Consider the following 9,734-nt stretch of genomic DNA (forward strand, 5'->3'; position numbering starts at 1 on the left):
AGTCTGACAACCGCACCGCGGAGGCTCTCGCCCATCCGCGGAAGGCAGGATACGCCGCCTGCAACTTCTCTTTCCTGTCTGGGGATTTCGGCAATGGCGTACCAGGACCACATCATCGAGATGGGCCAGCTCATCAAGGGCAAGGCCGGCGCGTGGGATGGCATCAGCGCCGAGTCCGTGGCCCGCATGCGGCTGCAGAACCGGTTCAAGACCGGCCTCGAGATCGCCAAGTACACCGCCGGCATCATGCGCGAGGACATGGCGGCCTATGACGCCGACCCCGCCAACTACACCCAGAGCCTGGGCTGCTGGCACGGCTTCGTCGCCCAGCAGAAGCTGATCTCGATCAAGAAGCACTTCGGCACGACCAAGCGCCGCTACATCTACCTGTCGGGCTGGATGGTCGCCGCGCTGCGCTCGGAATTCGGCCCGCTGCCGGACCAGTCGATGCACGAGAAGACCAGCGTCCCGGCGCTGATCGAAGAGATCTACACCTTCCTGAAGCAGGCCGACGCCCGCGAACTGGGCGGCCTGTTCCGCGATCTCGACGCCGCGCGCGCGGCCGGCGACAAGGCCAAGGAACAGAAGCTGGTCGACGCGATCGACAACTACGAGACCCACGTGGTCCCGATCATCGCCGACATCGACGCGGGCTTCGGCAACGCGGAAGCCACCTACCTGCTGGCCAAGAAGATGATCGAGGCGGGCGCCTGCGCGCTGCAGATCGAAAACCAGGTCTCCGACGAGAAGCAGTGCGGCCACCAGGACGGCAAGGTCACGGTCCCGCACGAGGACTTCGTCGCGAAGATCCGCGCGCTCCGCTACGCCTTCCTCGAGATGGGCGTCGACAACGGCATCATCGTCGCCCGCACCGACTCGCTCGGCGCTGGCCTCACCAAGCAGATCGCCGTCAGCTCCACACCGGGTGACCTCGGCGACCAGTACAACAGCTTCCTCGACTGCGAGGAGATCGCGCCGGCCGACCTGAAGAACGGCGACGTGATCATCAACCGCGCCGGCAAGCTGCTGCGTCCGAAGCGCCTGCCGTCCAACCTGTTCCAGTTCCGCGCCGGCACCGGCGAGGACCGCTGCGTCCTCGACTGCATCACCTCGCTGCAGAACGGCGCCGACCTGCTGTGGATCGAGACCGAGAAGCCGCACATCGAGCAGATCGCCGGCATGGTCGACCGCATCCGCGAGGTCATCCCGAACGCCAAACTGGCCTACAACAACAGCCCGTCGTTCAACTGGACGCTCAACTTCCGCCAACAGGTCTACGACGCCTGGAAGGCGGCCGGCAAGGACGTGTCGGCGTATAGCCGCGACGGCCTGATGAGCGTCGACTACGACGGCACCGAGCTGGCCGCCGAAGCCGACGAGAAGATCCGGACCTTCCAGCGCGACGCCGCCAAGCGCTCGGGGATCTTCCACCACCTGATCACCCTGCCGACCTACCACACGGCCGCGCTCAGCACCGACAACCTGGCCAAGGAGTACTTCGGCGAGCAGGGCATGCTGGGCTACGTCAAGAAGGTCCAGCGCGAGGAGATCCGCCAGGGCATCGCCTGCGTGAAGCACCAGAACATGTCGGGGTCCGACATCGGCGACGACCACAAGGAATACTTCGCCGGTGAAGCGGCCCTGAAGGCCGGCGGCGTCCACAACACGATGAACCAGTTCGCGTAACCCGCGCGCCGGTTCTGACGTGTCCGACGGGCGGCCTGGGATGTCTCGGGCCGCCCTTTTTTTCGCTTCGTCCCGGCGGGATGATGCGACCTGTTCCCCAGTTTCCTTGAGAGCCCGGTCAGGCCCATGAACATCACGCCCCGCCTCGTCGTCGACGACATGCTGCAAGCCTTCGTGGAGAAGGAGCTTCTGCCCGGGACCGACGTGGGCCCGCAGGCCTTCTGGTCGTCGCTAGAGACCATCCTCGCCGACTTCACACCCACCAACGTGGGCCTGCTGCGCCGCCGCGACGAGCTGCAGGAGAGGATCGACGCCCGCTGGAAGGCGCGCCGCGGCCAGGCCTTCGACGTCGCCGCCGACACCGAGTTCCTGAAGGGCATCGGCTACCTGCTGCCCGAACCCGCGGACTTCAAGATCGGCACCCGGAACGTCGACCCCGAGATCGCCAAGGTCGCCGGGCCGCAGCTCGTCGTGCCGGTCTCCAACGGCCGTTATGCGCTGAACGCCGCCAATGCCCGCTGGGGCAGCCTCTACGACGCCCTCTACGGCACCGACGCGCTGGAGCCGCCGACCGGCGGCAAGGGCTACGATCCGGTCCGCGGCGCCAAGGTGATCGCCTACGCCCGCGCCTTCCTGGACAAGATCGCGCCGCTTACCCAGCGCAGCCACGCCGACGCCGTCAGCTACGCAGTGATCAACGGCGACCTAGTCGTCCACTTCGAGAACGGCCAGGACGCGGGCCTCGCCACGCCAGGCCAGCTCGCAGGCTGGCGCGGCGACGCCGACGCGCCCACAGGCGTGCTCCTCAAGCACAACGGCCTGCACGTGGAGATCCTGATCGACCGGACCCACAGCGTCGGCAAGGACGACCCCGCCGGCGTCGCCGACCTGCTGGTCGAGGCCGCGCTCACCGCCATCCAGGACTGCGAGGACTCGGTCGCCGCCGTCGACGCCGAGGACAAGACGAACGTCTACCGCAACTGGCTGGGTCTGATGCGCGGTGACCTCGCCGCCACCTTCCAGAAGGGTGGCAAGACCGAGACGCGCCGGCTGGACGAGGACCGCGTCTACGCCACCTCGAGCGGCAAGCCGCTGACGCTGAAGGGCCGCAGCCTGCTGCTGGTCCGCAACGTCGGCCACCACATGACCACCGACATGGTCCGCTTCGACGGCGAGCCGGTGTTCGAGACCGTCGTCGACGCGCTCATCACCGTCACCGCCGCCCTGCACGACATCAAGGGCGCGCGCCGCAACAGTCCCGCGGGCTCGGTCTATGTCGTGAAGCCCAAGATGCACGGGCCCGACGAGGTGGCGCTGGCCGTGCGCCTGTTCGACCTGGTGGAAGACGCCCTCGGCCTCGCCCGCAACACCGTCAAGATCGGCATCATGGACGAGGAGCGCCGCACCAGCGCCAACCTCAAGGCCTGCATCGCCGCGGCGAAGGACCGGGTGGTGTTCATCAACACCGGCTTCCTCGACCGCACCGGCGACGAGATCCACACCGCCATGGAAGCCGGCCCCGTCGCGCGCAAGGACGCCATCAAGGCCGAGCCGTGGCTGCCCGCCTACGAGCGCCGCAACGTCGAGATCGGCCTGGCGACCGGCTTCCAGGGCAAGGCCCAGATCGGCAAGGGCATGTGGGCTGCGCCCGACATGATGGCCGACATGCTGAAGACCAAGGTCGGCCACCCGAAGGCCGGCGCCAACACCGCGTGGGTGCCCTCGCCCACCGCCGCGGCGCTGCACGCGCTGCACTACCACGAGGTCGAGGTCCCGGCCGTGCAGGCGCAGATGGCCGCCGCGGGGACGACCACCGGCACGGACGAGCTTTTGACCCCGCCGCTGGCCAAGTCCAATTGGAGCCCGGCCGACGTGCAGCAGGAGCTGGACAACAACGCCCAGGGCATCCTGGGCTACGTGGTCCGCTGGATCGACCACGGCGTCGGCTGCTCCAAGGTGCCCGACATCCACGACGTGGGCCTGATGGAAGACCGCGCCACCCTGCGCATCTCCAGCCAGCACATCGCCAACTGGCTGCACCACGGCGTCTGCTCCGACGCCCAGGTGCGCGAGACCATGGCCCGCATGGCCAAGGTCGTGGACGGCCAGAACGCCGACGACCCCACCTACACGCCGATGACCGGCGACCTCGACGGCAGCGTCGCCTACCAGGCCGCCCTCGACCTGGTCTTCAAGGGCCGCGAGCAGCCCAACGGCTACACCGAACACATCCTGACGAGACGCCGTCGCGAACGGAAAGCGCAGGCGGCCCGGGCGACCGAGACGGCCTAGCGGTAGCCCGTCGCGTCGGCGGGTTTCCCGGCCTCGTCGACCTCGACGATGTAACGCCAGGCGTCCGGCCGGCTGCCGTCGACGTCGGTGAAGCCGTAGACCTTGGCGAGATCGCCCGAGGAGGTGGACTGGCCGTTCCAGCGGGCGCGGTCGCGGTCGGCGGCCAGCGCCGCCACCGCGCGGCCGACGAAGCGTGGGCTCTCCGAGATGACGAAGTGCGGGACCTTCTTCGTGGCGTCGCGCCAGTTGGCCTCGGTGACCTTGAAGGCGTCCAGCATCATCTCCGAGCGCAGCCAGCCGGGCGTCACGCACACCGACGTGGCGCCGTGCTTTTCCAGGTCCTTCGCGTGCGCCCAGGCCATGCGGATGATCGCCGACTTCACGAGGTCGTAGAACGGCGACAGCCGGTAGTGGTCCTCGTTGTAGGCCTTCGTCCCGTCGGTCACCTCGACGAGCAGGCCGCCGGGGTTCTCGATCAGCAGCGGCAGCGCATGGTGCGCCGTGATGAGGTGGGTGTGGACGCCCAGCTCGATCAGGTGCAGGCCCATCGCAAGGTCGTGCTCCCACACCGCCTGGTTCCAGCCGAACTTCCCTTCGCCGCCCCAGATGTCGTTGACGAGGATGTCCAGCCGCCCGGCCTCGGCGCGGATGCGATCGACGACCGCCTTCACCTGTGCAGGGTCGAGGTGGTCGGCCGGGATCGCCACGCCTTTGCCGCCGGCGGCGGTCACCAGCTCGGCGGTCTCCTCGATGGTCTCGGGCCGGTCGTATTCCGAGCGCTGGGCCCGCGTACTGCGGCCGGTGACGTAGACGGTGGCGGCGGCCGCGCCGAGCTCGACGGCGATGCCGCGGCCCGCCCCACGTGTCGCGCCCGCCACCAGGGCGACCTTGCCTTGCAGCGTCATCGAAGCCTCCTCCTCCCTCCCCATCAAGGCAGGGCTATCGCATATGGCCCAGAATGGAGAGGAGGAAGGCGTCGTCCCAGCTGGCGCGCTTGAGCTTCTTGCGCATGGATCCCTTGGCGGGGTGGTGGCGGGCGATGTTGAGAGCGAGCTTTTCGGGCGCGATCCTCACGGAAGGTGAGGTCGAGCCCCCAGTGGAGCAGGTTTTCGATGGTCCAGTGGGTTCGGGCGACGTCGATCATGCGCTGCGCATCGAGCTGGGCAGAGAGCAGGTAAGAGCGGACGATCAGCTCCAGAAGATCATGCCGCGCGTTCTGCGCCCGCGGATCGGCACCTCGCCGAAACAGTCCGAAAAGCTCTCCACCGCCCCGCCCCTCCTCCGACGGAGGAGATCACCGCGAGGTGCTTCGACCTAACAATTCGACTCCAAGGCCAAGCGATTCCTCTTCCCATTGAGGGAGGGCAGCGCCCCCTGGCCCTGCAAGGCGATCCGCAGCGCTTCCACGAGCGGCGTGCGGGGCTCGGCGCCCAGCTGGCGGACCAGCCGCGCGTCGTCCAGGAGCACCGGCTCATCCCAGAGGTAGCGCATCTCGCGCATCTCCCGGAGCGTCTCGTTGAACGGCGCGACCAGCGCCAGCGCCGGCCAGGGCAGGCGGCCCACCTTCAGCTTGCGGCCGGCCGCGGCTTCGAGGCCGGCGACCAGCTGGTGGCCGGTGACTTCGTGGCCATGCATCTGGAACACCTCGAACGCGCCGAGGTCGGTCGCCAGCAGGCGTACGAAGGTCTGGGCGACGTCGGGCAGGTAGGCCCAGGTGTGCGGGATCTCGAGAGGTCCCGGGTAGGTCACCGAGGTGATCGGCCGACCCACCGGGACGATGCCCTGCGACAGCCAGTTGTTGCCGGGCTTCGGGCCGAAGAAGTCGCCGCAGCGTAGGATAAGGACGGGGACGCCGGCCTCGCGCAGAGCCTGCTCCATGCGCACCCTGATGGCGCCCTTCCGCGAGCGAGGGTTCTGGGCCGAGCGCTCGTCGATGCGCGGGAAGGCGTCGGGCCCGTAGTTGTAGACCGTGCCCGGGAACAGGATCCGTGCGCCCGCGGCCCGTGCCGCGGCGATGGTGCTGTTGAGCATCGGCAGCTGCAGGCCGGCCCAGTTGTTGTAGCCAGGTGGGTTGGCGCCGTGGACGACGATCTCGGCGCCCGCCGCGGCGGCCACGACGTCGGCCTCGACCATGGCGTCGCCCTTCACCCACTCCAGGCCGGTCCGTCCGGAGCGCTTGGCGGCCGTCTCCGGATCGCGGTTGATCGCGCGGACGAGCCAGCCGTCGGCCAGCAGGCGGTCGGCGATCGCGCCGCCGACGCCGCCGGTGGCGCCGACCACCAAAGCTGTTCGGGTCGTCGTCATGGCAGGCTCCTCTTCGCCCTTCCAAGTGCGCCGCGGACGCCCCGACCGGAATTGCCTTTGGACGCAGAACAGGTATTCGCTGGCGCATGGCCGAGACCCCCGACTGGGACCTGCTGCAGAGCCTGCACGCCGTGTTGGAGGCCGGCAGCTTCTCGGCCGCCGCGCGGGTCCGGAAGCTGACCCAGCCGACGCTGGGCCGGCACATCGACCAGCTCGAGCGCCAGCTCGGCGCGCCGCTGTTCCTGCGCAGCCCCCGGGGCCTCCAACCCACCGATCTCGCGCTCGCCTTTCGGCAGCACCTCAGCGACATGGCCGCCGCCGCCAGCACGGCCACCCGGGACATCGACGGCCTGATCAGCGGTGAAGGCGGCGTCGTGCGGCTGGCGGTCAGCGAAATCGTCGGTATCGAGGTGATCCCGCCGATGCTGTCGCGCTTCCGCACGGCCCATCCGGGGATCGCCGTCGAGCTGGCGCTCAACAACAAGAACGAAGACCTCACCCGCCGCGACGCCGATGTGGCCGTCCGCATGGCGCGGCCCACCCAGAACAGCCTAGTGGCGAAGAAGGCGGGCGACCTGAAGCTGGGCTTCCACGCCACGGCCGACTACCTCGAGCGCCACGGGACGCCGAAGGACTTCGACGAGCTGGAACAGCGCACCCTGATCGGCTTCGACCGCACCTATCCCGAGATGGTCAACGACCTCTCGATCGGCCGGCCGATCACCCGCGACCTCTTCGCCTATCGCACCGACAACGACGTGGCCCAGTTGGCGGCGATTCGCGCCGGGGTCGGCATCGGCGTCTGCCAGGACCAGATCGCACGGCGCGAGGGCCTGGTCCCGGTGCTGCCCGAGGCGTTCAGCTTCCACCTGCCCATCTGGATCTGCATGCACGAGACCCTGCGCGGCTCGCCCCGCATGCGGCTGATGTTCGACCACCTGGCCAAGGAGTTCGCGGCCTACGCGGCGGAGGGTGGCTGATGGCGGTCTACGAAGGCGGCTGCCTGTGCGGACAGGTGCGGTGGCGCGCCTCGGCCGACCCTGCGAACGTCCGCGCCTGCCACTGCCGCCTCTGCCAGCGCTGGACGGGCGCGCCGTTCTTCGCGCGGGCGATCTTCCGGGCCGCGGACCTCGCCTGGACAGGCGAGACGACGAGCTGGCCCACCTCACCCCGCATCGACCGCCGCTCGTGCGCCCGCTGCGGCACGCCGATGTTCGCCTGCCCGAAGGACCCGCCGGCCCGCGTCGGCGTGGCCGTCGCCACCTGCGATGACCGCCACGCACTGAAGCCCACCGTCCACATCTGGACGAGCGAAAAGGTGGACTGGCTGGCCCTGGACGACGGGATTGAGCAGCGTCCGGAGGGGTTCTAAGCCTACCAACTCTCCTGGAACGGCCGCACCTCGGCCAGGAACGACCACGCGGTGCGCGGCTGGTGGGCCAGGTGGAAGACCTCGCCCGCGATGTCGGCGGGGGCGATGAAGAAGTCGTCCGGGGCCTGGGGGAAGCGCTGGCGGGTCCAGGCCAGGTCGATCACCGCGTCGATGACCAGGTAGGCTACATGGACGCCCTTCGGGCCCAGGTCGCGCGCCAGGGATTCGGCGAGGATCCGCTGGGCGGCCTTGGTCGGTGCGAAACCGGCGAAATTGGCCTTGCCGCGCAGGGCCGAGGTGTTGCCGGTGACGATCAGCGCGCCCTCGCCCGCCGCCTCCATGGCCGGCGTCACCAGCCGCGCGAGGTGCAGCAGCGCCATGACGTTGACCTGGAAGTTGCGCTCCAGCACCGCCGGCTCCACGTCGCGGAAGCTGCCGAAGGCGCCGCCCACGGCGTTGTGCACGACCACCTTGGGCTGGCCGACGCGCTCGACGGCTGCCGCCAGCGCCGCGGGGTCGGTGACGTCGCAGGGGACCGCGATGGAGTCGGCGATCTCCTTCTCCAGCGCCGCGAGCCGATCGGCGTCGCGGGCCAGCATGGCGACGCGATAGCCGCCGTCGGCGAAGCGGCGGGCGATGGCGGCTCCTGTGCCGGGGCCGACGCCGGTGACGAGGGCCAGCGGCTTCACGCGGCCACCGGCTGGTTGAGGCGCTCGCGCACGAAGTCGAGGCGGTCGTTGCCGAAGAACATGTCCTCGCCCACGAAGATCGTCGGCGCGCCGAACACGCCGCGCTCGGCGGCTTCGGTGGTGTTGGCGTCCAGCTCCGTGGCGACCGAGGGGTCGTCGAGCAGTGGCTCGAGCGCCTTGATGTCGAGCCCGGCCTTGTCGAGCACGGCGAGGATTTCCCAGTTCGTCGTCAGCGGCTCGCCGGCGCCCCAGAAGGCGTGGAACAGCGCCGCCGTCGCCTCGCGCGCCTTGCCCAGCCGGCCGGCGGCCAGCACGGCGCGGGCGCAGGCGGCGCTGTCGTTCTTGCGCATGTTGCGAGCGTTGATCGGCACGCCGTACCGCGCGGCCCAGCGGCCGAGGTCGGCAAAGGCGTAGCGGCCCTTGGCGGCCGACTGGATGGTCGTGGGCTGGTTGCCCACCGCCTCCATCACCTTCAGCACCCGCATCGGGCGCACCGCGACCTCGGCGCCGAGGCCGCCCAACTGGCTGTGGGCGAGGTAGCTGTAGGGGCTGGCGAAATCGAAGAAGAACTCCAGGCGCTGGGTCATGCGGCTGCTCCGGGGTTGAGCTTGTCGAGGAGGGCTTTGACCAGGTCATCGGCGCCCGGTCCGGGGCGGTACTGGATGCGCTCGCGCGGAACGGCGCGGCCGGTCTGCGGGTCGACCAGCGCCAGGGTCAGGTCGCGGCCTGTGTCGCGATCCACCACCTCCACGGTGGGCGCGCCGTAGCCCGTGGCGTCCCAGCGGTCGCCCCACTCGCGCAGCGCCGTGGTCACCTTCCAGAGGTCGCGGCCCTTCTCGGTCAGCGCGTAGGCGTGGCGCGGCGGGTTGTCCTGGTAGGGCCGCTTCTCGACGAGACCGTGGGCCTCGAGATGCTTCAGCCGCGTCGACAGCGTCGTGTTCGGGATGCCCGAGCTGGCTTGCAGCTCGTCGTAGCGCGACAGGCCCAGCGCCAGGTCGCGCAGGACCAGGATCGCCCATCGGTCGCCGATGGCCTCCAGGGCCCCCGCGATCGAGCAGCGCATGCCGGCGAACGACTTCGACTTCATGTGGGCTCCGAGTTACTCTTATGATGAGAGTGACTCGGATATGAGAGTGGCGCAAGCCGAAAAGTGCACGCTCGATCACTTCCAGCGCCCGGATAGCAAAACGGCGGCTGGATCGCTCCAGCCGCCGTTCGAAATTCCGTAGCTCTCGAAGCCCTTAGGCTTCCGACGCCGGCTCTTCCTTCACCGCCGCCGTCATTTGGCGCTCGGCGATGCGTGCCGACTTACCGCGGCGGTCGCGCAGGTAGTACAGCTTGGCGCGACGGACGACGCCGCGGCGCTTCACTTCGATGCTCTCGATGTTCGG

At 69.3% G+C, this 9,734-nt stretch carries 10 protein-coding genes; 4 read left to right on the plus strand and 6 right to left on the minus strand.

Features of this window, described 5'->3' with window-relative positions:
- The first annotated feature begins 93 nt into the window (after window positions 1–93).
- Both VGD44_RS14460 and VGD44_RS14465 read left to right on the plus strand, forming a co-directional pair.
- Window positions 94–1,686: an isocitrate lyase gene (locus VGD44_RS14460; RefSeq protein WP_331088246.1), complete on the plus strand. Its 1,593-nt coding sequence runs from the start codon at window positions 94–96 to the stop codon at window positions 1,684–1,686.
- Between the two features lie 126 nt (window positions 1,687–1,812).
- Window positions 1,813–3,978: a malate synthase G gene (locus VGD44_RS14465; RefSeq protein ID WP_331088248.1), complete on the plus strand. Its 2,166-nt coding sequence runs from the start codon at window positions 1,813–1,815 to the stop codon at window positions 3,976–3,978.
- On the opposite strand, the gene VGD44_RS14470 is transcribed toward VGD44_RS14465, so the two are convergent.
- Both VGD44_RS14470 and VGD44_RS14475 read right to left on the minus strand, forming a co-directional pair.
- Window positions 3,975–4,883 (minus strand): SDR family oxidoreductase, encoded by a 909-nt coding sequence (locus VGD44_RS14470; protein WP_331088250.1) that lies wholly within the window; start codon window positions 4,881–4,883, stop codon window positions 3,975–3,977. The two genes, VGD44_RS14465 and VGD44_RS14470, sit on opposite strands and share 4 nt — an antisense overlap.
- Window positions 4,884–5,292: 409 nt before the next feature.
- A complete protein-coding gene (locus VGD44_RS14475) occupies window positions 5,293–6,282 on the minus strand; it encodes an NAD-dependent epimerase/dehydratase family protein (RefSeq protein ID WP_331088252.1) in 990 nt (329 codons plus the stop codon).
- 86 nt (window positions 6,283–6,368) lie between these two features.
- Here VGD44_RS14475 and VGD44_RS14480 point away from each other — a divergent pair, with 86 nt between their 5' ends.
- Together VGD44_RS14480 and VGD44_RS14485 are read left to right on the plus strand one after the other, a co-directional pair.
- The gene (locus tag VGD44_RS14480) at window positions 6,369–7,262 is read left to right on the plus strand and encodes a LysR family transcriptional regulator (protein ID WP_331088254.1); all 894 of its coding nucleotides are present in this window, start codon (window positions 6,369–6,371) and stop codon (window positions 7,260–7,262) included.
- Window positions 7,262–7,654, plus strand: coding sequence for a GFA family protein (locus VGD44_RS14485; RefSeq protein WP_331088256.1), 393 nt, complete (start codon window positions 7,262–7,264; stop codon window positions 7,652–7,654). Before VGD44_RS14480 ends, VGD44_RS14485 begins: the two co-directional genes overlap by 1 nt.
- A 2-nt stretch (window positions 7,655–7,656) precedes the next feature.
- Here VGD44_RS14485 and VGD44_RS14490 read toward each other — a convergent pair whose 3' ends face one another.
- From VGD44_RS14490 to VGD44_RS14505, 4 genes are all read right to left on the minus strand, one after another.
- Window positions 7,657–8,343, minus strand: coding sequence for an SDR family NAD(P)-dependent oxidoreductase (locus tag VGD44_RS14490; RefSeq protein ID WP_331088258.1), 687 nt, complete (start codon window positions 8,341–8,343; stop codon window positions 7,657–7,659).
- The gene (locus VGD44_RS14495; protein WP_331088259.1) at window positions 8,340–8,930 is read right to left on the minus strand and encodes a 2-hydroxychromene-2-carboxylate isomerase; all 591 of its coding nucleotides are present in this window, start codon (window positions 8,928–8,930) and stop codon (window positions 8,340–8,342) included. The genes VGD44_RS14490 and VGD44_RS14495 overlap by 4 nt, the downstream gene beginning before the upstream one ends.
- Complete coding sequence (locus VGD44_RS14500) at window positions 8,927–9,430, minus strand: helix-turn-helix domain-containing protein (RefSeq protein ID WP_331088261.1); 504 nt, start codon at window positions 9,428–9,430, stop codon at window positions 8,927–8,929. Before VGD44_RS14500 ends, VGD44_RS14495 begins: the two co-directional genes overlap by 4 nt.
- A gap of 154 nt (window positions 9,431–9,584) precedes the next feature.
- A partial coding sequence (locus VGD44_RS14505; protein ID WP_331088263.1) for a 50S ribosomal protein L19 occupies window positions 9,585–9,734 on the minus strand: 150 nt, incomplete at its 5' end.

It is taken from the genome of Phenylobacterium sp. (genome assembly GCF_036402295.1).
GTDB lineage: Bacteria > Pseudomonadota > Alphaproteobacteria > Caulobacterales > Caulobacteraceae > Phenylobacterium.